We start from the raw sequence: 24130 nt of genomic DNA, 5'->3' as shown, positions 1-24130 counted from the left end.
CGGGCTGGGCGCGGGCCCTCCGGCCCCGCGATCATGTGGAGCAGTCCCTGGCACTTCGTCGCAGCGGGTCTCGTTACCATTCGTGGACGCACATTCCGAACGACCACTGACGACGACGAGGGACGGGCGAGCGCGTGGCCGAGGCGGCAGGGTTCCAGGGGACTGAACGGCCGCGTGGTCGATGGCTGCGAAGGACCGTGACACTGCTCACTGGAGTGCTCCTTCTCATGGGGCTGCTCCAGGTTCCGCATGCCTCCTCCGCCCAGGCGGCCCCGACGGGCTCCCGCACGGTCGACGTCACCATCGACTCCATGTCCCCGTCCGCTCCCTCCAAGAGCGACACGGTCACCGTCTCCGGCACGCTCACCAACGACGGCCGCAGCACGATCACGGACGCGCATGTCGGAATGCACCATGGATCCGCGCTCGGCGGCCGTAGCTCCATCGAGAATGCGTCCCGTCGTACCGGCTATCAGCCGAGTACGGACGGTGAGGAGATCAAGGGGCACACCGACAAGATCGGCAAGCTGGAGCCCGGCGTCAGCCGCCCCTTCAGCCTCAGCGTGCCGGTCAAGGACCTCAAGCTCACCGATAGCGGTGTGTACCCGGTCGGCATCTCTCTGTCAGGGCGCTCCCAGGCCGCGCCGTACGGGCAGGTCCTCGGCTTCGACCGGACGTTCCTGCCCTGGCAGACGGCCAATGCCGACAAGAAGACCCAGCTCACCTACATGTGGCCGCTGATCTCCCCCACCCATCTCACCGCCGAGACGGATGCCGACGCTCAGCAGACCCCGGTCTTCCGCAACGATGACCTCGCTGCCGAGCTCGCGCCCGGGGGCCGGCTCCAGCAGATGGTCGCGCTCGGCAAGAACCTTCCGGTGACCTTCGTCATCGATCCCGACCTGCTCGCGACCGTCGACGCGATGACCAAGTCGTACCGGGTGGACGGCCCGGACGGGCCCATGGGCAAGAACCAGGCGGTCGCCAAGCAGTGGCTGCACAACCTCGAAGAAGCGGTCAAGACGCACGAGGTCGTCGCGCTGCCCTTCGCCGACCCCGACCTGGCCTCGCTCGCCCACCACGGCAAGGGCGTGCCCAGTGCGCTCAGCCACCTCGGCCCGGCCACCGACCTCGCCGACAAGACCGTGGACACGATCCTCGGAGTCAAGCCCCGCACGGACTTCGCCTGGCCCGTCGACGGCGCGGTCGACTCGTCCATCGTGGATGTCGCGACCTCGGCCGGCGCCCACAACGTGATCACCCGCAGCGACAGCCTGCGGGACGCCGACAGGCTGCCCTACACCCCGACGGCGGCCCGCCCCATCGGCGGCGGCAACACCGCAGTCGTCGCGGACGCGCAGCTCTCACGGGCCTTCGAAGGCGATATGTCGAAGGCCGGAAACTCCACCCATGCGGTCCAGGAGTTCCTCGCCCAGACCCAGATGATCAACCTTGAGGACCCCGGCCGGCAGCGCAGCATCGTCGTCGCGCCGCAGCGCATGCCGTCGGTCAGCCAGGCCCACGCCATGGCCACCGCCCTGCGGAGTCTGGACGAGTCCGGGAGTTGGACCCAGTCGCTGAACCTCGCCGGCGCGGCCAAGGCCAAGCCCGACCGCGCAGCCACCCGTCATGTGCCGAGCGGCGCCGTCTACCCGTCCTCCCTGCGCAGGCAGGAACTCCCCGTCAACGCCTTCCGGCAGATCCAGGGCACCCAGTCCGCGCTGGACGACTTCCAGGTGATCCTGGCCCAGCCGGAGCGCGTGGTGACCCCGTTCGGCAACGCCATAATGCGGGAGATGTCGACGGAGTGGCGGGGAAACACCACCGGCGCCAAGACGTTCCGGCACTCCGTACGCAACTACCTCGACGGTCTGACCAAGAAGGTGCGCCTGATCCAGAAGTCGGGGGCGACGCTCTCCGGGCGCAGCGCCACGATTCCGGTGACGGTGCAGAACAACCTGGTCCAGGGCGTCAAGGACATGACGCTGAAGCTGACCTCGTCCCAGCCCAACCGTCTGGACGCGGGGAAGTCGCAGCAGATCACGGTGGACGGCGGGCACAGCCAGTCGTTCAAGTTCGACACCACGGCGAACGCCAATGGCCGGGCATGGGTGACCGCCCAGCTCTACACGGCGGACGGAAAGCCCTACGGTGAGCCGATGATGTTCCAAGTGAACGTCACGGAGATCACCGCCACGGTGATGCTCGTCATCGCGGGCGGCGTGCTGCTGCTCGTGCTCGCCGGTGTGCGGATCTATCTTCAGCGCAAGCGGTCGGCCGCCCGGCGGGCCGAGAACGGGCCCGACGGCGACGAGCCCGATGACGGTTCAGGCACGGACGGCGACAACGGCGGCACGGACGGCGACGAGCCGGAGAAGCCGAGTGACCCCACGCCGGACACCGGATCGGAAAGCTCCGACCCGTCCGGCTCAGGTGAGAAAGTGGACCGTTGATAGATGGCGGGGCCGGATGGCCGGCGACGGATGAGGTGGGGCAGCGATGAATGCGCCGTACGACGGTGACCGGGGCCGGGGCGCCAATGGCGACCCCACGGGGCCGGTCCCTCCGACGCCCCCGCCGCCCGGGGACCAGGATCCTTACGTCCAGGACCCTTATGTCCAGGACGCCTACCGCAACGACCCGCACCGCGCACAGGACCCGACGGCCCAGGATCCGGTGACCGAGGCGCTCTACGACCGTGCCGCGCACCCCCCGCCGCCCCCGGGGCAGCCCGCGCATCCGCTCTACCAGCAGCCTGCCGCGGGCCGCCACACGCCCGACCCGCAGCTGTGGGCCTCGCCCCCGCCGCCCGAGCCGCAAGGCCCGACCCGCAACCTCCCGTACGGCGATGCCGCCGCGACGACACAGTTCGTGGGTGTCGACGACCTGATCACCCAGGCCGCCGACGAGCGTCCGGAGCCCGATGCCTTCGCGCATCTCTTCCGGGACCAGCAGTCCTACGAGGGCCAGCACCCCGCTCCCGCGCCGATGGGCCCCCCGGTGGCCGGTGCGGCGCCCGGACCGGAGGCCGTGCCCCACCAGCCCGCGCCGGAGCCGGAGCCCGCCCCCGTGGCGGCGGCCGGCAAGCCCTCCGGGGGCCGCGCCTCCGGGCTGCTGAAGTCCAGCGCGGTCATGGCCGCCGGCACGATGGTGTCGCGTCTCACCGGCTTCGTCCGTTCGGCACTGATCGTCGCGGCCCTCGGTGGTGCGGTGCTCGGTGACTCCTGGCAGGTCGCCTACCAGCTTCCGACGATGATCTTCATCCTGACCATCGGCGGCGGTCTGAACTCCGTCTTCGTCCCGCAGCTGGTGCGCGCGATGAAGGAGGACGACGACGGTGGCGAGGCCTACGCCAACCGGCTCCTGACGCTGGTCATCGTGATTCTCGGCGCGCTGACGGTGCTGGCGGTCGTGGCGGCGCCGCTCCTGGTGAAACTGGTCTCCTTCGACATCTCCCGTGACCCGGCGGCCAACGAGGTCGCCGTCGCGTTCACCCGCTACTGCGTACCCACGATCTTCTTCATGGGTCTGCATGTCGTGATGGGACAGATCCTCAACGCCCGCGGCCGCTTCGGCGCGATGATGTGGACCCCGGTCCTCAACAACATCGTCATGATCGCCACCTTCGGCCTGTTCATCTGGGTCTACGGCACGGCGAACACCTCGCACATCGGCGTCACCACCATCCCCGACGAGGGCATCCGGCTCCTGGGGATCGGCACCCTTCTCGGGCTGGTCGTCCAGGCGCTGGCGATGATCCCGTACCTGCGCGACGCCGACTTCAAGCTCCGGCTGCGCTTCGACTGGCGTGGCCACGGCCTGGGCAAGGCCGCCAAGCTCGCCAAGTGGACCGTGCTGTTCGTGCTCGCCAACCAGGCGGGCGTCCTCGTCGTCACCCAGCTCTCCACCTGGGCCGGCAACACCGCCAACGATCAGGGCCACCCGGGCACCGGCTTCATCTCCTACGCCAGCGCACAGCTGATCTGGAACATGCCGCAGGCGATCATCACCGTCTCCGTCATGGCCGCGCTGCTGCCGCGGCTGGCACGGTCCGCGCACGACGGTGACACGGGAGCCGTCCGCGACGACATGTCGCAGGGCCTGCGCACCTCCGCCGTCGCCATCGTCCCGATCTCGTTCGGCTTCCTCTCCCTCGGCATCCCGCTGTGCACGCTGGTCTACGGCTCGTCCGGCGCCGGCATCCCGATGGGCTACATGCTGATGGGTTTCGGTGTGGGGCTGATCCCGTTCTCGGTGCAGTACGTCGTCCTCCGCGCCTTCTACGCGTACGAGGACACCCGCACCCCCTTCTACAACACCGTGATCGTCGCCGCCGTCAACGCCGCGGCCTCCGGTCTCTGCTTCCTGGTCCTGCCCGCCCAGTGGGCCGTGGTCGGCATGGCGGCCTCCTACGGCCTGGCATACATCATCGGCGTGGGCGTGGCCTGGCGCCGTCTGAGCAAGCGCATGGACGGCGACCTCGACACCGCTCATGTCGTCCGGACCTACGCACGGCTGGCGGGCGCCAGCATCCCGGCCACGATCATCTCGGGGGCCGCGGTGTACGGGATCATGCAGACGCTCGGCAGTGGGTTCCTCGGGTCGCTGGCCGCTCTGGTCGCCGGCTCCGCCGCACTTCTGGCCGTGTTCTACGTAGCTGCACGCAAAATGCGCATCGAGGAACTGAACGCCCTGGTCGGCATGGTCCGGTCGAAGCTTGGGCGTTGATTGAGCACAACCATCGACTGCCACCGTGTGTCGTGCATAGTGGCGGACTGTGGGCACAATTGTCTTGGCTCATTGAGCCTGCAACGGATGGGGAGGCAGGAACGACGGTGGCGGAACGGAGCACGGCTGCCGTCGACGTGGCTGACACGAGCGGTGAGGAACCGCTGACCGCCAAGGCGGGTAAGGCCACGGACGACGGTGCTAAGGCCGAGAAGGTATCCGGCGGGGAAAAGGACGCCGCAGGCACCGACGAGGAGCGTGCCGCGGCGATCGAAGCCGAGCCACCGGAGCTGCACAGCGGCCACAAGCTTGCCAGACGCTACCGCCTCGAGGAGTGCGTCACCCGTCTGGACGGATTCAGTAGTTGGCGCGCGGTCGACGAAAAGCTGCGCCGCGCCGTCGGCGTGCATATCCTGCCCGCCGACCATCCGCGGGCGCGGCCGGTGCTGTCCGCCGCCCGTTCCTCGGCACTGCTGGGTGACCCCCGGTTCGTCCAGGTCCTGGACGCCGTCGAGGAGAACGACCTCGTCTACGTGGTCCATGAGTGGCTGCCGGACGCCACCGAGCTCACCACGGTGCTCGCGAACGGCCCCCTGGAGCCGCACGACGCCTACCAGCTCGTCAGCCAGGTCTCCCAGGCCATGGCCGCCGCGCACCGCGAGGGCCTGTCCCATCTGCGGATCACGCCCGGCTCGGTGCTGCGTACGGAGTCCGGGCAGTACCGCATCCGCGGGCTGGCCGTCATGGCGGCGCTGCGCGGCATCACCTGCGAGCACCCGCAGCGCACGGACACGGAGGCGATCGGTGCGCTGCTCTATGCCGCGCTGACGCAGCGCTGGCCGTACGAGAACGATGCCCATGGCCTCACCGGCCTGCCCAAGGGCGTCGGTCTCATCGCGCCCGACCAGGTGCGGGCCGGCGTTCATCGTGGGCTGTCCGAGCTCGCCATGCGTGCGTTGATCAACGATGGCGCCACGGCTTCCCGGCAGGAACAGCCGTGCACCACCCCGGAGGAGCTGGCGAAGGCCGTCGCGGCCATGCCGCGTATCCGGCCTCCGGAGACCTCCTTCACCACACCTCCGCCGTACCAGCGCACGGGATTCCAGCAGGGCAGCTACCGGCAGTCGCCGGGGCAGGCGGCGCAGTCGACCCGGGCGACGCAGCCCGTCGCCACTCCGCCGCCCCCGCTGCAGAGCCGTACCGGCCGGGCGCTCAAGTGGTCCGTCTCCGCGCTGCTCATCGCGGCGCTGGGACTGGGCAGCTGGCAGCTGGCGGACACCCTGCTGAAGCGCGAGAAGGACCAGGACGACCCGAGCAATTCGCAGCCGAGCAGCGGCGGGGCCAAGAAGCCCCAGGGCAAGCCGATCAAGATCGTGGACGGTAGTGAGTACTACCCCGACGGTCAGCCGCAGCACGCGAATCAGGCGCAGGACACCTATGACGGGAACCCCAGCACCTACTGGGGCAGCAAGGGCTATCACGAGGGCCCTGATCTGAACCCGGCCTTCAAGAAGGGCGTCGGCCTCGTCTACGACTTGGGCTCGAAACAGCAGATAAGCGGCGCGTCGATCGGCCTGCACTACACCGGCGATCACACCACCGTGACGCTCTATGCAGCCAATTCACTCTCCCCGTCCGAGCCGCTCAGCTCCATGCGGCAGCTCGGAACGGGCAGGACCGCGGACTCGACGGCCAAGGTCAAGCTGAAGCAGCCGGAAAAGGCGCGCTACGTCGTCGTGTGGCTGACCGCGATGCCGTATGCGCCGGGTGACGGGTACACCAGCGCCGGGTACCGGCAGGGTGTGACAGAGGTGTCCTTCACCAGCTGAGCAGGTGGTGAGGCGGCACGACCGTCCAGGACAGTGGTGGGGCTCCGGTCCGGTATGGACCGGAGCCCCACACCCTTGGGCGCTGCTTCTGTGCGGAACGCCCACGTGAGAACGGCGTATATCGGCCACCTGCCTGCTCACCGCCGCCTTTCGACAGCATTTACATTCATGACCTGGCGGGCTTCAATTGGACCGAGATCAGGCAGCTACGGCCGGGGGGCCCGTGTCCACCGACAGCGACAAGGCTTCGATACCAACCGACGCCGATCTCCTTGCCCTGCACGTAAAGGGCGACCCCGACGCGTTCGGAGAGATCGTCCGGCGCCATCGCGACCGGCTCTGGGCGGTGGCGTTGCGCACCCTCGGTGACCGCGAAGAGGCCGCCGACGCCGTCCAGGACGCCCTGGTCTCCGCCTATCGCGCGGCCCACACCTTCCGCGGGCAGTCCGCCGTGACGACCTGGCTGCACCGCATCACGGTCAATGCCTGTCTGGACCGGGCCCGCAAGGCCGCCTCTCGGCGCACCTCGCCCGTTGCCGAGACCGAGCGGCTGGAGCAGCTTCTCGAGCCCGAGGAATCCGCCGCGGCCCCTGCCGAGCGCCAGGATCTGCACCGGGAACTGCTCGGCGCCCTGCGCACTCTTCCCGAGGAGCAGCGTGCCGCGCTCGTCCTCGTCGATATGCAGGGCTACCCCGTCGCGGAAGCCGCGGCGATCCTCGATATCCCCACCGGCACGGTGAAAAGCCGCTGCGCGCGGGGCCGCGCTCGACTCCTCCCCTTGGTCACCCATCTGCGCGCCGACAACGGGGATAGCAAACCCACGAGCGGGGGAAGGAACCGGGCGCAGGGGACATCCGTCCCACCGACGGCAGGGCCGAAGGACACAGGTGCCGTGAAGGGCGGAGGTGGGCGAGCGTGACGTCGACGACCGGCACGGGTGAGCACCCCACAGGTGAGCACCCGGAAGTCTCCGAGATTTCCGACCTCACGGACGGGCTGCTTTCTCCCTCCCGCAGCGCGGATGTACGTGAGCATCTCGTCGGCTGCCCGCTGTGCGATGACGTCTACGCATCCCTGGAAGAGATCCGGGCGCTGCTCGGCACTCTCCCTGGCCCGGTCCGGATGCCGGCCGACGTGTCCGGCCGCATCGATGCCGCCCTTGCTGCCGAGGCGCTGCTGGATGCCACTGCCCCCGGCGGCGCCGGGGCTCATGTTTCACGTGAAACAGCCACGCTCCCCGTCACTGTTTCACGTGAAACCGACGAGCTGCCCCGCGGTGCCACGCCGCCCGCACGGCCGTCCGGGCGGCCCCGGGGCTCGTCCGGGCCCGGTCGCCAGTCACCCGGCGTGCGCTCGTCCCGTGCACGGCGCTGGCCCCGGATTCTGCTCAGTAGCGCTGCGGCCGCGGCGGTCTTCAGCTTCGGCGGCCTGCTCATCCAGAACGCAGCCGTCGACGGCACACAGGCAAAGAGCCCTGGCCGGACCACCGCGACCCCCAAAGAGACCACGGATCGTGCGGCCGGTCTGACCGCCGCCAGCCTTGGGTCGCATGTCCACGATCTGCTGGCGGCAAAGGGCTCGCACAAGTCCCCGGAGATCGGCACGCGTACCTCCCCGGAGTCGACGCTGCGCGGCGGTGCCGACACCATCCCGTCGTGTGTCCGCCTCGGGATCAAGCGCATGGAGACTCCGCTCGCGTCCAGCCACACCCGATACCAGGGCAAGGACGCCTACCTCGTGGTGCTGCCGAACCCGACCGACCCGAAGCGCGTCTCCGCGTATGTCGTCAGTTCCTCTTGTGTCTCCGCCACGCCGCCGGCTCCCGGAAAGGTCCTGCTGTCTCACTCGTACCAGCGAGACTGAGCGACGAGAAGTGCGCTGTGACACTCCGGGAATGCTCGGCCCGTAGGATCCGTTGGGTGGGGTGAGAGTTCCGAGAGCCCCCAGCAAGCAGTCGGCAGAGACAAGGAAGACACCCGTGAGCGACGTCCGCAACGTGATCATCATTGGCTCCGGGCCCGCGGGCTACACCGCAGCGCTCTACACCGCCCGCGCGTCCCTGAAGCCGCTGGTCTTCGAAGGTGCCGTCACCGCCGGAGGCGCGCTGATGAACACCACCGACGTGGAGAACTTCCCCGGTTTCCGCGACGGCATCATGGGGCCGGACCTCATGGACAACATGCGCGCCCAGGCGGAGCGCTTCGGCGCCGAGCTTGTGCCGGACGACATTGTCTCGGTCGACCTCTCCGAGGAGATCAAGACCGTCACGGACACCGCTGGAAATGTGCACCGGGCGAAGACCGTGATCGTCAGCACCGGCTCCCAGCACCGCAAGCTCGGGCTCCCCCGTGAGGACGAGCTGTCCGGCCGTGGCGTTTCCTGGTGCGCCACCTGTGACGGGTTCTTCTTCAAGGACCAGGACATCGCCGTCATCGGCGGAGGCGACACCGCGATGGAGGAGGCCACCTTCCTCTCCCGCTTCGCCAAGTCGGTCACGGTCGTCCACCGCCGTGACACCCTGCGGGCCAGCAAGGCGATGCAGGATCGTGCCTTCGCCGACCCGAAGATCAAGTTTGTGTGGGACAGCGATGTCGCCGAGATCCACGGCGAGAGCAAGCTGTCGGGTCTGACGCTGCGCAACCGCAAGACAGGCGAGACCTCCGAGCTCCCCGTCACCGGCCTCTTCATCGCGATCGGCCATGACCCGCGGACCGAGCTCTTCAAGGGTCAGCTGAAGCTGGACGACGAGGGCTACCTCAAGGTCGATGCGCCCAGCACGCGGACCAACCTTCAGGGCGTTTTCGCCGCGGGCGATGTTGTCGACCACACCTACCGCCAGGCGATCACCGCAGCCGGCACGGGCTGCTCCGCCGCCCTCGACGCCGAGCGGTTCCTCGCTGCGCTGTCGGACAGCGAGGCCTCCGAGCCGGACAAGACCGCGACCGTCTGATCCGCACCCAGCTTTCCCACCACCCACCCCAGTAAGGAGACTGCCATGGCCGGCGCCACGGTGACCGTCACGGACGACAACTTCGAAGAGGTCGTCCTCAAGAGCGACAAGCCCGTCCTCGTGGACTTCTGGGCCACCTGGTGCGGTCCCTGCCGCCAGGTCGCCCCGTCCCTGGAGGCGATTGCCGCCGAGCACGACGAGATCGTCATCGCCAAGCTGAACACCGACGAGAACCCGGCAACCACCGCCAAGTACGGCGTCATGTCGATCCCGACCATGAACGTCTACCAGGGCGGCGAGGTCGTGAAGACCATCGTCGGTGCCAAGCCGAAGGCCGCGATCGAGCGCGACCTGTCGGACTACCTCGCCTGAGTCGCGCTACGACGTTTCACGGGAAACGGGCCCGCCCCACGAAGGGGGCGGGCCCGTTCTCTGTTTCACGGGAAACCGCGTGCCTCACAGCGGCCGCAGGGCGGGTTCCTTCTGGACGGCTCCCAGCAAGCGGTCGAGAGCCAGCTCGACGTCTTCCTTCCACGAAATCGTGGTCCGTAGCTCAAGGCGCAGCCGAGGAAAGCGGGGGTGGGGGCGTACGGTCTTGAAGCCCACCGCGAGGAGATGATCGGCGGGCAGCACACACGCCGGCTCGCTCCAGCGGGCATCGCCGAAGGCCTCGATGGCCTTGAAGCCGCGCTGGATGAGGTCCTTGGCGACCGTCTGGACCATCACCCGCCCCAGCCCCTGACCTTGGTAACCGGGAATCAGCCACGCCGTCAGCAGCTGCACCGCGTCCGGCGAGACCGGACTGGTCGGGAAAGCCGTGGAGCGCGGCACATACGCCGGCGGGGCGTACATCACGAACCCGACGGGCACCTCGTCGACATAGACAACCCGCCCGCAGGACCCCCACTCCAGCAGTACTGCCGAGATCCAGGCTTCCTTCTCGAGCTCGGGGCGACCCGCCTTTACCGCGGCCTCGCCGCTGACGGGGTCGAGCTCCCAGAAGACACAGGAGCGGCAGCGCTTGGGGAGGTCCGGAAGGTTGTCCAACGTGAGCGGTACGAGCCGACGGCCCATGGAACCAGGTCCTCACTTCCCTCGCCTGCCACACCACGAAGCGCCGTCAGCGCCGCCTGCTCTCTGAGCAGACCGCCAACGAACCCTCCGACGGCTGCGAGGCCGAACCCCGCTGCCAACAGTCCGGTGCGGCTCACCGATTGCATGGCTCTCTCCTCGGTGTGAGGTGTCTCCACATGGATGCGTGCCATACCCGAACGCATCGTATCCACCCTTTACGGGCACGGGTACCGCAAGAGAGCAAAGGGCGGGCCGTGTTCCGGTATGGGCTCCGGAACACGGCCCGCCCAGGAGCCGAGAGCATCAGCTCACTCTTCTTCGTTGATCTCCTCGGCCAGCGACTGGCCCAGGACGCGCCCCTCACCAGGAGCGAGCGTGCCGAGGATCCGCTCCAGATCGTCTATCGAGGCGAACTCGACGACGATCTTTCCCTTCTTCTGTCCCAGGTCGACCTTCACCCGAGTCTCAAAGCGGTCGGACAGCCGGGAGGCCAGGCCCGTGAGCGCGGGGGACACCCGGGTACCCGCACGGGGCCCCTTGGCCTTGTTCGCGCCCTTGGGGGTCGACCCCATCAGGGTCACGATCTCCTCGACGGAACGGACCGACAGCCCCTCCGCCACGATGCGGCGCGCAAGGTGGTCCTGCTCTTCCGAGTCCTCCACGGAAAGCAGAGCGCGGGCATGTCCTGCGGAGAGCACACCGGCGGCAAGCCGCTTCTGCACGGACGGCGAGAGCTTCAGCAGCCGCAGCGTGTTGGAGACCTGCGGACGCGAACGCCCGATCCTGTCGGCCAACTCGTCATGCGTGCACTTGAAGTCCTTCAACAACTGGTCGTAGGCGGCTGCCTCTTCCAGCGGGTTGAGCTGTGCCCGGTGGAGGTTCTCCAGAAGCGCATCGAGCAGCAGCTTCTCGTCGTCCGTGGCCCGCACGATCGCGGGAATCTTCTCCAGGCCGGCCTCACGGCACGCCCGCCAGCGGCGCTCGCCCATGATGAGCTCATACCGCCCCGGCCCCGTCTGCCGAACCACCACCGGCTGGAGCAGGCCCACCTCCTTGATGGAGGTGACCAGCTCGGCAAGGGCGTCCTCGTCGAAGACCTCGCGCGGCTGGCGCGGGTTCGGCTTGATCGCATCCAGCGGCACCTCGGCGAAGTGCGCTCCTGCCACCGCTGAGACGCCCGCCGACGAGGGATCCGTCGCGGCCGGTGCTTCCGTTTCACGTGAAACACCGTGCGCCGGCAGCGAAGTCACCTTGGCGGCCGCTACTCCTCGCTCCGGGGCCAGGACCGGTGCGGACGACGGTGACGTCGCGCCCTGTCCCGCCGACCCTGCGTTGTCCGTGCTCTGCGGTGCCGCGGGGATCAGCGCACCGAGCCCACGGCCCAGGCCTCTACGTCGTTCACTCACTGAGTCCCCTCCGAGATGCTGTGCTGTGCTTCATAGTTGACGCTGAGGCCCTGGCCTCCGGTTTGCGGGGCCCCACGCAACGCGATCTCTCGGGCCGCTTCGAGGTAGGAAAGCGAGCCACTGGATCCCGGGTCATAGGTGAGCACTGTCTGCCCATAGCTGGGTGCCTCGGAGATACGCACCGAGCGGGGGATGCTCGTACGGAGCACCTCGTGGCCGAAGTGACTGCGCACCTCGTCGGCGACCTGGGAGGCCAGCCGGGTGCGCCCGTCGTACATGGTGAGCAAGATCGTCGATACATGAAGTTCGGGGTTGAGATGCCCCCGCACCAGATCAACGTTCCGCAGCAGCTGCCCCAGCCCCTCAAGCGCGTAGTACTCGCACTGAATCGGGATCAGGACCTCGGCGCCGGCCACCAGCGCGTTGACCGTCAGCAGGCCGAGCGAGGGCGGACAGTCGATGAAGATGTAGTCCAGCGGCTGTTCATACGCCTTGATGGCCCGGTCCAGGCGGCTCTCACGCGCCACCAGCGAGACCAGCTCGATCTCCGCACCGGCCAGATCGATCGTGGCGGGCGCACAGAACAGGCCCTCCACATCCACGACCGGCTGCACCACATCGGAGAGCGGCTTGCTCTCCACCAGCACGTCATAGATGGAGGGCACTTCGGAGTGGTGGTCGATCCCCAGCGCCGTCGACGCATTGCCCTGGGGGTCGAGGTCAATCACCAGAACCCGGGCACCGTGCAGGGCCAATGAGGCTGCCAGGTTCACCGTGGTCGTGGTCTTGCCGACCCCGCCCTTCTGGTTGGCAACCACCATGACCCGCGTCTGTTCAGGCCGGGGCAGCCCCTCACCCGCGCGGCCAAGTGCCTCCACCGCCAGCTGAGCTGCACGACCGATCGGGGTGTCGTCCATCGGGGGCGGCGTTTCACGTGAAACGTCGTCCCCGAACGACTCGCTACGGGGACCGGGGACCGGATCGGTCATCGGTCCCGCGATGTTGGCGTCGGACCGCAAGGATTCACTCTCCTCGACATCAGGCTCACAGTGTTCAGAGCCTGCCATGCTTTCGGTGTCGTGAACCAGTGAGGTCCGTTCTCCTGTGGACGAATCCACTTCTGTGGATACTTCGCTGACCCTTGTGGGCCTACGGTCGCGCGGCGCGGCGGCCGCACGACCACGGCCGATGATCCCTTGCAGCAGAGAACGACGTTTCACGTGAAACACGATGCCAGCGTCGCGCCTGAATGAGCCGCGACACTCCGTCTTGTGTCGTTTTGGTGGCATTTGCGAAATTCGCACGTTCCGCTCCCTGGCGGAACGGAAAACCGGTGCCTCCATGCCGGTGTGTGTGGTTCCGGCACCCGGATGTCAGCGCCGGCGCCCCCTCGACACACGGCCCACCCGAGCCGCCTTCGCCCGCTTGGCCGCAAAGCGCACACCGCCGGGGCTCTCGCCCACCTCGACCCGCACGACGGTCGAGGGCGGGTCCACGATGCCCTCGCCCACATGCACCACCGAGGTCTCCACCACGCCGAGCTTGCTCAGCGCGGCACGGGCCCCCTTGAGCTCCTCCTCCGCGGCATCGCCCTTGAGCGCCAGCATCTCGCCATAGGGGCGCAGCAGCGGAACGCCCCAGCCGGCCAGCCGGTCGAGCGGGGCCACGGCACGCGCCGTCACCACATGCACCTGCGGAAGCTTGCCCATGACCTCTTCGGCCCGCCCGCGCACGACCGTCACATGGTCCAGCCCGAGCAGCTCGACGACCTCCTGAAGGAAGTTCGTCCGCCGCAGCAGCGGCTCCAGCAGCGTGATCTTCAGGTCCGGCCGCACCAGAGCCAGCGGGATACCGGGCAGCCCGGCCCCCGAGCCCACATCGCAGACCGAGACACCCTCGGGCACCACCTCGGAGAGCACCGCGCAGTTCAACAGATGCCGCTCCCACAGCCGTGGCACCTCACGCGGGCCGATGAGCCCACGCTTCACCCCGGCGTCGGCGAGCAGTTCGCCGTACCGCACAGCCTCCGGAAAGCGCTCGCCGAAAACCTCCTCCGCCGCCTGCGGCGCAGGAGGGAGCTCCGCTGCTTCCTCCGTCACGGGAACCGCCCTTCCTCTGGACTGCTTTTCCTGCCGGAAACCCGGGTTACGCCCCCGGGATAACACAGAACGCTGACAACTTTTGGCCCCGCCTGCGAGCAGACGGGGCCAAAGAAAAACGGGAGCGCTGAGCGGTCAGGCCGGGAGGACAACCACTCGGCGCTGCGGCTCCTCGCCCTCGGACTCGCTCCGGAGCCCCGCCGCCGCCACCGCATCGTGGACGACCTTGCGCTCGAACGGCGTCATGGGGTCGAGCTTCAGCGGCTCGCCGGTGCCCTTGACCTCCTCGGCCGCCTTCGCACCGATCTCCGCAAGCTCCTCACGCTTACGCGCCCGGAAGCCGGCGATGTCCAGCATCAGACGGCTGCGGTCACCGGTCTCACGGTGAACGGCAAGCCGGGTCAGCTCCTGAAGGGCCTCCAGCACCTCACCGTCGCGGCCCACCAGCTTCTGGAGGTCACGGCTGGTCGAGTCGCTGATGATCGACACAGCGGCGCGGTCGGCCTCGACATCCATGTCGATGTCGCCGTCGAGGTCGGCGATGTCCAGCAGACCCTCGAGGTAGTCGGCCGCGATCTCGCCTTCCTGCTCCAGGCGGGTCAGGGTGTCGGTGCCCTTGGTGGCAGGGGTCGTGTCCGTCACGAAAGGACTCCTTCTTACTTCTTCGACGGGTGCTTGGGGCGCTGCTGGCCCTTGCGCTGTCCGGACTTGGTGGTGCGGGACCCGGAGGCGCCGCCCTTCTCCTTGCCGTCCTGCGCGTCCTTCTTCTCCAGCGACTGCTTCTTCGCAGCACCCTCACCGGCGCCACCCGACGCCGATCCGGCACGCGTACGGTTCTGCGCACCGCCGGCCGGAGCGCCGCCGGTCTGCCGCTTGGACTTCGTCTGGCGCTTGGGCTGCTGGCGGTTCTGGCGCGCCTCTTCGACGGCCTGCTTCGCGGCGATCTCGGCCGGGTCCTCGACGATCTTGCCGGCGGCCCGCAGCCGCTCCTGGCGCTCCGCGAAGGCCTTGCTGCCCGGAGTCGGGTTACGACGGATGACGAACATCTGCTGGCCCATGGTCCACACGTTGGTGGTCAGCCAGTAGACGAGCACACCGACGGGGAAGTTGATGCCGAAGACGGCGAACATGATGGGGAAGACGTACATCAGCATCTTCTGCTGTTGCATGAACGGCGTCTTCACCGTCAGGTCGACGTTCTTGGTCATCAGCTGGCGCTGCGTGTAGAACTGCGACGCCGACATCAGGACGATCATGATGATCGTGACCACGCGGACGTCGACCACGGAAGCGCCCAGGCTCTGGATCTTCTCCGCGCTGTCCATGAACTTCGCCGCCAGCGGCGCACCGAAGATGTGGGCCTTCTGCGCGCTCTCCAGAAGCGGCTGGTCGATGACACCGACCACCTTGTTCTGGGCGATGTGGTTCAGAACCTGGTACAGCGAGATGAAGAACGGCGACTGGGCCAGAATCGGGAGACAGCTCGAGAGCGGGTTGGTGCCCGTCTCCTTGTAGAGCTTCATCATCTCTTCGGACTGGCGCTGCTTGTCGCTCTTGTAGCGCTCCTGGATCGCCTTCATCTTCGGCTGGAGCGCCTGCATGTTCCGCGTCGACTTGATCTGCTTCACAAAGAGCGGGATCAGGCAGATACGGATCAGCACCACCAGCGAGACGATGGACAGACCCCACGCCGCGCCACTGTCCCTGTCAAAGATGAGGCTGTAGAACGAGTGGAACTGGACGATGATCCAGGAAACAGCGATATAGAGGGGACCGAGGATCGTGTCCACGAATCAGGCTCCTTGGGCGTTGGGCTGAGTCTCGGGCTGGGCGACAGGCTCAGGGACGGTGGGCCCGCCCAGGCGGCTCCTCAGCCGCTGATGCCAAACCGGACGCTTCCGGGGAGGGACGTGGTCGACGCCACCGAGCGACCACGGATTGCATCGCAGGATGCGCCAAGCTGTCAGCGCAGTCCCTTTCACCGCGCCGTGCCGGTCGATGGCCGTATAGCCATAGTGCGAGCACGACGGGTAGTACTTGCAGACCGGTCCCAGCAGGGGGCTGATGGTCCACTGATAGATCTTGATCAAAAGCAGCAGCGGGTACTTCACTGTGCGCTCCCTCCCGGGTCCCGTCCGGGGTTCCGGGGGCCCGCGGCGCATCCGCCGTCGGTAGCAGCCCCCGGGGGATTGCAGCCTCTCGGCACCCCTCCCAGCAGCCGCTCGAGGGCGGCATCCAGGTCGCGGGCCAGCTGGTCGTGATCCGCATCACCCGCGCAGGGCAGGGCCCGTACGACAACCAGGCTACCGGCGGGAAGCCGGTCCAGCCGGTCGCGCATGAGATGCCGAAGCCTGCGCTTGACCTTGTTGCGCACGACAGCGTTGCCCACTGCCTTGCTCACGACGAAACCCGCACGTGCCGAGGGAACACTTTCCCCCGACCCGTGCGGGTCCGTTGCACCGCTGCGGAAATGAACGACAAGGAGCGGGCGCCCGGCCCTGCGTCCCCGGCGTACCGCGGTCGCAAAGTCCTCGCGCCGCCTCAGCCGATTCTCGGTAGGCAGCACGTCATGGACCTAGGTTCAGGCTGCTCAGGCCGACAGGCGGGCGCGACCCTTGCCACGGCGGGACGCGAGAATCGCGCGGCCGGCGCGGGTCCGCATGCGCAGACGGAAGCCGTGGGTCTTCGCGCGGCGGCGGTTGTTCGGCTGGAAGGTGCGCTTGCTCACTCGGGGGCTCCAGGAATGCTTGTTGCCTCAGCAGAGACAGATGTGGGGCGTCGACTGGCTGTCACCGTGCGCCCACGAGTAGCTCGCAACGCCTAAGTGCACCGCTACACGATCACTCGAGCGTGATCTTTGCCCATCGGAGGCAGGCGGCAGCAGCCATCGACAACTCGACCTGGTCACGGTACGCGCGGCTACGCCATCCGGTCAAACCGGCTTCTCGGCAGCGCCGACGAGCCGCTTGTCAGGACACACTATGCACAGCCTGTGGACAACAACTTGAATCACCAGGCCCGCCCTGACTACCGTGGCTGAACTCCGATTCCTTCCCGCCCGTCCTGAGAATCACACATTCGTGGGACTGCTGAGAGAGCGTGCCCCGTGGCTGATGTACCTGCCGATCTTGCCGCAGTGTGGCCGCGCGTGCTCGACCATCTCCTTCGCGCGGAGGCCGACGGCCTCAAGCCCAAGGACCAGGACTGGCTCAAGCGCACCCAGCCGCTGGCGCTGGTGGCCGACACCGCGCTGCTCGCCGTTCCCAATGAATTCGCCAAGGGCGTGCTCGAAGGCCGGCTGGCGCCATTGATCGGGGAGGCCCTCAGCCATGAGTGCGGCCGCCCGATCCGGATCGCGATCACCGTTGACGACTCCTCCGAGGAGCCCCCGGCGCAGTCCGCACCGCCCGCGCCTCAGCATGAGTCGCCGCAGCACCAGTCGCCCCAGCAGCACGCCCCGCGCCATCAGCCGTCGCATCAGTCTCCCCAGCAGCACGATGCCTACGACGGCTACGAAGCCCGGCACGACAACCGGCACGAGAGCCGGCAGGGCTACGGGCACCAGGGCGACGATCTGCCCGGCGTCCGGCCCGCCTACCCGGACTACCAGCAGCCGCGGCACGAGCCCGGCGGCTGGCCGCAGCACTCCTCCCACATGGCCGGCGGCCCCGGCCCGCGCGACGACTACGGCTGGCAGCAGCAACACCTCGGCGGCTTCCCCGAGCGCGACCCGTACGCCTCGCCGTCGTCCCATGTATCGCAGCATCAGCAGCGGCAGAACGACTACCGCGGGCAGGCGCCCGACCGCAGCGGTCCGCCGCAGCACTCCGACGGTCCGCGCTCCCCTTATGACCAGCCGCGGCGCGACCTCTCCGAGCACCAGCCCGGCGGGCACAACGGCCGCACGGGCGGTCCCGGCAGCATGCTTCCCGCGCCCAGCGGTGCGCCCAGCCCGCTCGCCGCGCAGCCCGCGCCGGCGACCGGCCCCGGTGAGCCGACCGCGCGGCTGAACCCGAAGTACCTCTTCGACACCTTCGTCATCGGTGCCTCGAACCGCTTTGCGCACGCCGCCGCGGTCGCTGTCGCCGAGGCACCGGCCAAGGCGTACAACCCGCTGTTCATCTACGGGGAATCGGGGCTGGGCAAGACCCACCTGCTGCATGCGATCGGGCACTATGCGCGCAGCCTGTATCCGGGCACCCGGGTGCGGTACGTGAGCTCGGAGGAGTTCACCAACGAGTTCATCAACTCCATCCGCGACGGCAAGGCGGACGCGTTCCGCAAGCGCTACCGCGACATGGACATCCTGCTGGTCGACGACATCCAGTTCCTGGCGAGCAAGGAGTCGACGCAGGAGGAGTTCTTCCACACCTTCAATACGCTGCACAACGCGAACAAGCAGATCGTGCTCTCCAGTGACCGGCCGCCCAAGCAGCTGGTCACCCTGGAGGACCGGCTGCGCAACCGCTTCGAGTGGGGACTGATCACCGACGTCCAGCCACCCGAGCTGGAGACCCGGATCGCGATCCTCCGCAAGAAGGCGGTACAGGAGCAGCTGAACGCGCCGCCGGAGGTGCTGGAGTTCATCGCGTCCCGGATCTCGCGCAACATCCGCGAGTTGGAGGGCGCGCTGATCCGGGTCACCGCGTTCGCCTCGCTCAACCGGCAGCCGGTGGACCTCGGGCTGACCGAGATCGTGCTGAAGGACCTGATCCCCGGCGGTGAGGACGCCGCGCCGGAGATCACCGCGACCGCGATCATGGCCTCGACCGCCGACTACTTCGGGCTGACCATCGACGACCTGTGCGGCTCGTCGCGCAGCCGGGTGCTGGTGACCGCCCGCCAGATCGCCATGTATCTGTGCCGCGAGCTGACCGATCTCTCGCTGCCGAAGATCGGCGCGCAGTTCGGCGGCCGGGACCATACGACCGTGATGCACGCCGACCGCAAGATCCGCGCGCTGATGGCCGAGCGGCGCTCGATCTACAACCAGGTCACCGAGCTGACCAACCGCATCAAGAACGGCTGAGGCCGGCCACCGTCGGCCCGCCGCCACCGCAGGACGTCCCAGGGCGCTCCGGATCCGCTCCCGGAGCGCCCTTCGGCGTACGGGGGCGGGGCCGTCGTGGGAAGCGCCTTTGCCCCTCGGTCCTCCCGCGGTTCCCCGACGCTCCTCAGGCCTCCCCGTCTCCTCTCGCGCCGCCCCTCAAGCCCTCCCGAGCGCCTCTGTACTCATCCACGTACGGCTCCCGAACCCGTTCCGGGCCTCTCCCGCACCCTCTCCGCCGCCGGTCCGATCCGCCCCGACGCCGTCCCAAACCTGTGGAGCGCGCCGCCGGTGTTCGATTCCGCGGCCGGTCACGGCTTCTCTCCACAGATTGGGCAAGAATCTTCCGTCCACATCCTGGGGAGGGGAAAGTTATCCCTGTGGGATCCACAGGCCGGTGTTCTGACGGGGCATCGGAGGAGGTCAACCGCGTGTGGATTTGTGGCCAACCCTCCTCCACAGGGTGTGGACAGAAGATTCGTCCACAGGAGGGGCCGCGTCTTGTCCACCGCCCGCCCACAGGCAAGCCGCCGTTGTCCCCAGCAATCCCCGGCTTCTCCACACCGCTGTCCACTGTTCGGCAACGCAACACCCGCCCTCACCGGGCCGAGTGAAAGCGGTCACACCAAGGTGATTGATTGGGCTGTGGGGAACGTGGGTAAAGCTGGGGACGGCACTGGGGAGAAGTACCCGTCCCCTGTGCATCGGGTGTGCAGAACTTCTGGCGGTCCACAGAACCGCCGGCTTATCCACGACCGCCACCCACAGGGGCAGTGGACAAAAAATCCGGGTTGACCTGCGCAAAAGCAGTTGTCCACGGTTTCCACAGCCCCTACTACTACGACCACGGATATCTACCGGGGAACTCGTTCGGAAACGGGGCCTGTGCACAAGTTGGCCGCCGGGCGTCCGCCATCGGTCGAGCCGACTTGACCCCGAGCCGCACCGACTGTCGGTGGCGTGCGTCAGACTGGTCTCCGGCAACCCAGCCGACGACGAAGGCCAGCAGGGCGAAGAGCCAGCAACAGCAGGAGGCGGTTTCCGGTGAAGATCCGGGTGGAGCGCGATGTACTCGCGGAGGCAGTGGCCTGGGCGGCCAAGAGCCTCCCGGCCCGTCCGCCGGTGCCCGTCCTCGCGGGCCTGCTGCTGAAGACGGAGGACGGCACGCTGAGCCTCTCCGGCTTCGACTACGAGGTCTCCGCGCGGGTTTCGGTGGACGCCGAGGTCGAAGAGGAAGGCACGGTCCTCGTCTCCGGCCGGCTGCTCGCCGACATCTGCCGTGCGCTCCCCAACCGCCCGGTGGAGATTTCCACCGACGGTGTACGGGTCACCGTCGTCTGTGGCTCCTCGCGGTTCACCCTCCACACCCTTCCTGTGGAGGAGTACCCGGCCCTGCCGACGATGCCCACCGCCACCGGCACCGTCCCCGGTGAGGTCTTCGCCGCCGCTGCCGCCCAGGTCGCCATCGCCGCCGGCCGTGACGACACCCTCCCGGTGCTCACCGGCGTACGCATCGAGATCGAGGGCGACACGGTCACCCTGGCCTCCACCGACCGTTACCGCTTCGCGGTGCGCGAGTTCCTGTGGAAGCCGGAGAGCCCGGACGCCTCCGCGGTCGCGCTGGTCCCCGCCAAGACGCTGCTGGACACCGCCAAGTCCCTGAGCAGCGGCGACACCGTCACGCTCGCGCTGTCCGGCTCCGGCCAGGGCGAGGGCCTGATCGGATTCGAGGGCGCCGGGCGGCGGACGACGACGCGTCTGCTGGAAGGTGACCTGCCGAAGTACCGCACGCTCTTCCCGACCGAGTTCAACTCGGTCGCCGTGATCGAGACCGCCCCGTTCGTCGAGGCCGTCAAGCGTGTGGCGCTGGTGGCCGAGCGGAACACTCCGGTCCGGCTGAGCTTCGAGCAGGGTGTGCTGATCCTGGAGGCCGGCTCCAGCGACGACGCACAGGCTGTGGAGAGGGTGGACGCCGACCTGGACGGCGACGACATCTCGATCGCCTTCAACCCCGGCTTCCTCCTGGAGGGCCTGTCCGCCATCGACTCCCCGGTGGCGCAGCTGTCCTTCACGACCTCGACCAAGCCCGCGCTGCTGAGCGGCCGGCCGGCCAAGGACGCCGAGGCCGACGACGCGTACAAGTACCTGATCATGCCCGTGCGGCTCTCGGGCTGACGGCCGCACGGCCAAGGGATCGCTGTCCGGCAGACACCGGACAGCGCCCTGGTCGGGGGCCTTGCGGCGACCGGCTGAAGAGGCCCTGATGAGCAGCTGAGCCCACAGGTGTGCACGGACCTGCGGGCGTAGGCTCGGACTCGGGTACGAACAGCAACGACTACGTGCAAAGAGGGTCTCTGATGGAGCTCGGTCTCGTCGGTCTCGGCAAGATGGGCGGCAATATGCGCGAGCGCATTCGCCGCGCCGGCCACACCGTCATCGGATACGACCGCAACCCCGACGTGGCGGATGTCAACAGCCTTCAGGGGCTTGTGGACAAGCTCAAGGGTCCGCGGGTGGTCTGGGTCATGGTGCCGGCCGGTGCCGCCACCCAGTCCACGATCGACGAACTGGCCGAGCTGCTCTCGCCGGGCGACATCGTCGTGGACGGCGGCAACTCCCGCTGGACCGACGACGAGAAGCACGCCGAGGAGCTGAAGGCCAAGGGCATCGGCTTCGTCGACTGCGGTGTCTCCGGCGGCGTCTGGGGCCTGGAGAACGGCTATGCGCTGATGTACGGCGGCGACAAGGACGATGTCGCGAAGGTGCAGCCGATCTTCGACGCCCTCAAGCCCGAGGGGAAGTTCGGCTCGGTGCACGCCGGCAAGGTCGGCGCCGGCCACTTCGCGAAGATGGTCCACAACGGCATCGAGTACGCGATGATGCAGGCCTATGCCGAGGGCTGGGAGCTGCTGGAGAAGGTCGACTCCGTCACCGACGTGCGCGAGGTCTTCCGCTCCTGGCAGGAGGGCACGGTCATCCGTTCCTGGCTGCTCGACCTGGCCGTCAACGCGCTCGGCGACGACGAGCACCTCGACGAGCTGCGCGGCTACGCCGCCGACTCCGGTGAGGGCCGCTGGACGGTCGAGGCCGCGATCGACAACGCCGTGCCGCTGCCCGCGATCACGGCCTCGCTCTTCGCGCGCTTCGCCTCCCGTCAGGACGACTCGCCGCAGATGAAGATGATCGCCGCGCTGCGCAACCAGTTCGGTGGCCACGCGGTCGAGGGCAAGAAGTAGCAAGCAGCACCACAGCAACCAGAAGCAACAGGCAGCACCAGCACGCAGCAGCCGGAGAGGTCGGCGCCCAGCAATGCACGTATCGCATCTGTCTCTCGCCGACTTCCGCTCGTACGCCCGGGTCGAGGTTCCGCTCGATCCGGGCGTCACGGCTTTCGTGGGCCCCAACGGCCAAGGCAAGACCAATCTCGTCGAGGCGGTCGGCTATCTCGCCACGCTCGGCAGCCACCGGGTCTCCTCGGACGCCCCGCTGGTGCGGATGGGCGCCGAGCGGGCGATCATCCGGGCCGCGGTCGTCCAGGGCGAGCGGCAACAGCTGGTCGAGCTGGAGCTCAATCCGGGCAAGGCCAACCGCGCCCGGATCAACCGGTCCTCCCAGGTCAGGCCGCGGGATGTGCTGGGGATCGTCCGGACGGTGCTGTTCGCGCCGGAGGATCTGGCGCTGGTGAAGGGGGACCCGGGGGAGCGCCGGCGGTTCCTGGACGAGCTGATCACCGCGCGTTCGCCGCGGATGGCCGGGGTGCGTTCGGACTACGACCGCGTCCTCAAGCAGCGCAACACCCTGTTGAAAACCGCGGCGTTGGCGCGCAGGCACGGCGGGCGGCAGATGGATCTGTCGACGCTGGACGTCTGGGACCAGCATCTGGCCCGCGCGGGTGCCGAGCTGCTGGCGCAGCGGCTCGATCTGATCGCCACGCTTCAGCCGCTCGCGGACAAGGCCTACGAGCAGTTGGCGCCGGGCGGCGGGCCGCTGGCGCTGGAGTACCGCGGTTCGGCGGGCGCGGCGATGGCCGACGCCACGACCCGCGAGGAGCTGTACGGCGTGCTGCTGGCGGCGCTCGGCGAGGCCCGTAAGGGAGAGATCGAGCGCGGGGTGACGCTGGTCGGCCCGCACCGCGACGATCTGGTGCTCAAGCTGGGGCAGCTCCCGGCGAAGGGCTACGCCAGCCACGGCGAGTCCTGGTCGTATGCGCTGGCGCTGCGGCTGGCCTCGTACGACCTGCTGCGCGCCGAGGGCAACGAGCCGGTGCTCGTGCTCGACGACGTCTTCGCCGAGCTGGACGCCCGCCGCCGCGAGCGGCTGGCGGAGCTGGTGGCCCCGGGCGAGCAGGTGCTGGTGACGGCCGCGGTGGACGACGATGTGCCGGGCGTTCTGGCCGGGGCGCGCTATGCGGTGTCCGACGGCGCCGCGGAGAAGGTGAATCCGTGAGCGAGGAGCAGCCCGAGCGGCCCAAGCCTCCGGAGCTCTCCGGCGTGGATCTGGCCCGGCAGGCGCTGGTGGCCGCGAAGGAGCAGGCGCGGGCGCGGGGCGCGGCAGCCCAGCAGAAGAAGCAGGCCAGGCGGGGCGGGCTGCGCTCGGGCGCACGGGCCGACGGCCGCGATCCGCTGCCGCTCGGTGCGGCGATCAACCGGCTGATCACGGAGCGCGGCTGGGAGACCCCGGCCGCGGTCGGCGGGGTGATGGGGCGCTGGCCGCAGCTGGTCGGGCCCGAGGTGGCCCAGCACTGTGAGCCCCAGAAGTACGACGAGGACGCACGGGTGCTGACCGTCCAGTGCGATTCGACGGCCTGGGCGACGCAGCTGCGGCTGCTGGCCCCGACGCTGGTGGCCCGCCTCAACGAGGACCTGGGCCACGGCACCGTAAAGATGATCAGGGTGCTCGGTCCGGGAGGGCCCGCACGCCGGTACGGATCGCTGCGGGCACCGGGAAGCAAGGGCCCCGGCGACACCTACGGCTGAGCCCCGCGCACCCCCTATACG

20 protein-coding genes and 1 pseudogene are annotated in these 24130 nt (G+C 68.5%); 12 read left to right on the top strand and 9 right to left on the bottom strand.

The window, feature by feature from the left end; translation table 11 throughout:
• Nucleotides 1-197: 197 nt before the first annotated feature.
• From K7C20_RS19115 to trxA, 7 genes are all read left to right on the top strand, one after another.
• Nucleotides 198-2453 (top strand): DUF6049 family protein, encoded by a 2256-nt coding sequence (locus tag K7C20_RS19115; protein ID WP_048828656.1) that lies wholly within the window; start codon nucleotides 198-200, stop codon nucleotides 2451-2453.
• 46 nt (nucleotides 2454-2499) lie between these two features.
• The gene (gene murJ / locus K7C20_RS19110; protein ID WP_030075740.1) at nucleotides 2500-4728 is read left to right on the top strand and encodes a murein biosynthesis integral membrane protein MurJ; all 2229 of its coding nucleotides are present in this window, start codon (nucleotides 2500-2502) and stop codon (nucleotides 4726-4728) included.
• Between the two features lie 107 nt (nucleotides 4729-4835).
• Nucleotides 4836-6557: a protein kinase family protein gene (locus tag K7C20_RS19105; protein WP_053210253.1), complete on the top strand. Its 1722-nt coding sequence runs from the start codon at nucleotides 4836-4838 to the stop codon at nucleotides 6555-6557.
• A gap of 223 nt (nucleotides 6558-6780) precedes the next feature.
• Nucleotides 6781-7476: an RNA polymerase sigma factor SigM gene (sigM, locus tag K7C20_RS19100; protein ID WP_053210252.1), complete on the top strand. Its 696-nt coding sequence runs from the start codon at nucleotides 6781-6783 to the stop codon at nucleotides 7474-7476.
• Nucleotides 7473-8420: an anti-sigma factor family protein gene (locus tag K7C20_RS19095; RefSeq protein ID WP_030075731.1), complete on the top strand. Its 948-nt coding sequence runs from the start codon at nucleotides 7473-7475 to the stop codon at nucleotides 8418-8420. Before sigM ends, K7C20_RS19095 begins: the two co-directional genes overlap by 4 nt.
• A gap of 115 nt (nucleotides 8421-8535) precedes the next feature.
• The gene (trxB, locus tag K7C20_RS19090) at nucleotides 8536-9507 is read left to right on the top strand and encodes a thioredoxin-disulfide reductase (protein WP_030075729.1); all 972 of its coding nucleotides are present in this window, start codon (nucleotides 8536-8538) and stop codon (nucleotides 9505-9507) included.
• A 45-nt stretch (nucleotides 9508-9552) separates the two neighbouring features.
• Nucleotides 9553-9879, top strand: a complete 327-nt coding sequence (gene trxA, locus K7C20_RS19085; protein WP_030075727.1) for a thioredoxin — start codon at nucleotides 9553-9555, stop codon at nucleotides 9877-9879.
• Nucleotides 9880-9963: 84 nt separating this feature from the next.
• Here trxA and K7C20_RS19080 read toward each other — a convergent pair whose 3' ends face one another.
• The 9 genes and pseudogenes from K7C20_RS19080 to rpmH all read right to left on the bottom strand — a co-directional run bounded on the left by K7C20_RS19080 (nucleotide 9964) and on the right by rpmH (nucleotide 16814).
• Entirely contained in the window at nucleotides 9964-10581 is a 618-nt protein-coding gene (locus K7C20_RS19080) for a GNAT family N-acetyltransferase (RefSeq protein ID WP_030075726.1), read from the bottom strand.
• A gap of 308 nt (nucleotides 10582-10889) precedes the next feature.
• A complete protein-coding gene (locus tag K7C20_RS19075; protein WP_078953557.1) occupies nucleotides 10890-11987 on the bottom strand; it encodes a ParB/RepB/Spo0J family partition protein in 1098 nt (365 codons plus the stop codon).
• Nucleotides 11984-13054 (bottom strand): AAA family ATPase, encoded by a 1071-nt coding sequence (locus K7C20_RS19070; RefSeq protein ID WP_078953556.1) that lies wholly within the window; start codon nucleotides 13052-13054, stop codon nucleotides 11984-11986. The genes K7C20_RS19075 and K7C20_RS19070 overlap by 4 nt, the downstream gene beginning before the upstream one ends.
• Nucleotides 13055-13360: 306 nt before the next feature.
• A complete protein-coding gene (gene rsmG, locus K7C20_RS19065) occupies nucleotides 13361-14086 on the bottom strand; it encodes a 16S rRNA (guanine(527)-N(7))-methyltransferase RsmG (protein WP_030075720.1) in 726 nt (241 codons plus the stop codon).
• A 135-nt stretch (nucleotides 14087-14221) separates the two neighbouring features.
• The gene (locus K7C20_RS19060) at nucleotides 14222-14728 is read right to left on the bottom strand and encodes a Jag family protein (RefSeq protein WP_030075718.1); all 507 of its coding nucleotides are present in this window, start codon (nucleotides 14726-14728) and stop codon (nucleotides 14222-14224) included.
• Nucleotides 14729-14742: 14 nt separating this feature from the next.
• A complete protein-coding gene (gene yidC, locus K7C20_RS19055) occupies nucleotides 14743-15876 on the bottom strand; it encodes a membrane protein insertase YidC (RefSeq protein WP_030075717.1) in 1134 nt (377 codons plus the stop codon).
• Nucleotides 15877-15879: 3 nt separating this feature from the next.
• Entirely contained in the window at nucleotides 15880-16197 is a 318-nt protein-coding gene (gene yidD / locus K7C20_RS19050; RefSeq protein ID WP_006604423.1) for a membrane protein insertion efficiency factor YidD, read from the bottom strand.
• An 86-nt stretch (nucleotides 16198-16283) separates the two neighbouring features.
• Nucleotides 16284-16652, bottom strand: a pseudogene (gene rnpA / locus K7C20_RS19045) (ribonuclease P protein component); the annotation flags it as partial.
• Nucleotides 16653-16676: 24 nt separating this feature from the next.
• Complete coding sequence (rpmH, locus tag K7C20_RS19040) at nucleotides 16677-16814, bottom strand: 50S ribosomal protein L34 (RefSeq protein ID WP_003949374.1); 138 nt, start codon at nucleotides 16812-16814, stop codon at nucleotides 16677-16679.
• 378 nt (nucleotides 16815-17192) lie between these two features.
• On the opposite strand from rpmH, the gene dnaA reads away from it, so the two are divergent.
• The 5 genes from dnaA to K7C20_RS19015 all read left to right on the top strand — a co-directional run bounded on the left by dnaA (nucleotide 17193) and on the right by K7C20_RS19015 (nucleotide 24109).
• Nucleotides 17193-19115: a chromosomal replication initiator protein DnaA gene (dnaA, locus tag K7C20_RS19035; protein WP_078953554.1), complete on the top strand. Its 1923-nt coding sequence runs from the start codon at nucleotides 17193-17195 to the stop codon at nucleotides 19113-19115.
• A gap of 1062 nt (nucleotides 19116-20177) precedes the next feature.
• Nucleotides 20178-21308 carry a DNA polymerase III subunit beta gene (gene dnaN / locus K7C20_RS19030; protein ID WP_030075713.1) on the top strand — a complete coding sequence of 377 codons (1131 nt, stop codon included), beginning with the start codon at nucleotides 20178-20180 and terminating at the stop codon, nucleotides 21306-21308.
• A gap of 182 nt (nucleotides 21309-21490) precedes the next feature.
• Nucleotides 21491-22369 carry a phosphogluconate dehydrogenase (NAD(+)-dependent, decarboxylating) gene (gene gnd, locus K7C20_RS19025; protein WP_030075711.1) on the top strand — a complete coding sequence of 293 codons (879 nt, stop codon included), beginning with the start codon at nucleotides 21491-21493 and terminating at the stop codon, nucleotides 22367-22369.
• 73 nt (nucleotides 22370-22442) lie between these two features.
• Complete coding sequence (gene recF, locus K7C20_RS19020; protein WP_053210251.1) at nucleotides 22443-23579, top strand: DNA replication/repair protein RecF; 1137 nt, start codon at nucleotides 22443-22445, stop codon at nucleotides 23577-23579.
• Entirely contained in the window at nucleotides 23576-24109 is a 534-nt protein-coding gene (locus K7C20_RS19015; RefSeq protein ID WP_030075707.1) for a DUF721 domain-containing protein, read from the top strand. The genes recF and K7C20_RS19015 overlap by 4 nt, the downstream gene beginning before the upstream one ends.
• Nucleotides 24110-24130: the final 21 nt, after the last annotated feature.

The sequence above is a fragment of the Streptomyces decoyicus genome (assembly GCF_019880305.1).
Classification (GTDB): Bacteria; Actinomycetota; Actinomycetes; order Streptomycetales; family Streptomycetaceae; genus Streptomyces; species Streptomyces decoyicus.
Note: the sequence above shows the minus strand (reverse complement) of the source record. Positions and strands in the feature narration are given on the sequence as shown.